Origin of the sequence: Variovorax sp. Varisp85, from assembly GCF_047304045.1 — a bacterium.
Classification (GTDB): Bacteria; Pseudomonadota; Gammaproteobacteria; order Burkholderiales; family Burkholderiaceae_C; genus Variovorax.
In genome coordinates, this window is record NZ_JBGLYN010000172.1 from 1 (window position 1) to 241 (window position 241).

Below are 241 nucleotides of genomic sequence, written 5' to 3' on the forward strand. Positions count from 1 at the left end.
GATCGCTACTACCACCTCGGGGCAGGCGCATGAAACACTCGTCTCGACGGTGGTGGGCGAAGTCCTGCAGATTCACCCCGATAGCATCCGAGAGCTGCACGCGGACTCGTTGAGCGCGCTGCCGACCAACAGCCCGGTGGGAAGCCGCATGGCCATCATGCTCGGCGGGGCTGCAGCCGCCGCAGCGAAGATTCTCAAGGCGAAGGTGCTCGCCATCGCTGCTCACAAACTGCGCGTCCCG

General features: G+C 65.1%; 1 protein-coding gene. It reads left to right on the top strand.

What is annotated here, in order from left to right; genetic code table 11:
• The coding region (locus ACCC97_RS28900; protein WP_413336419.1) for a molybdopterin cofactor-binding domain-containing protein at nucleotides 1-241 on the top strand (241 nt) is incomplete at both ends.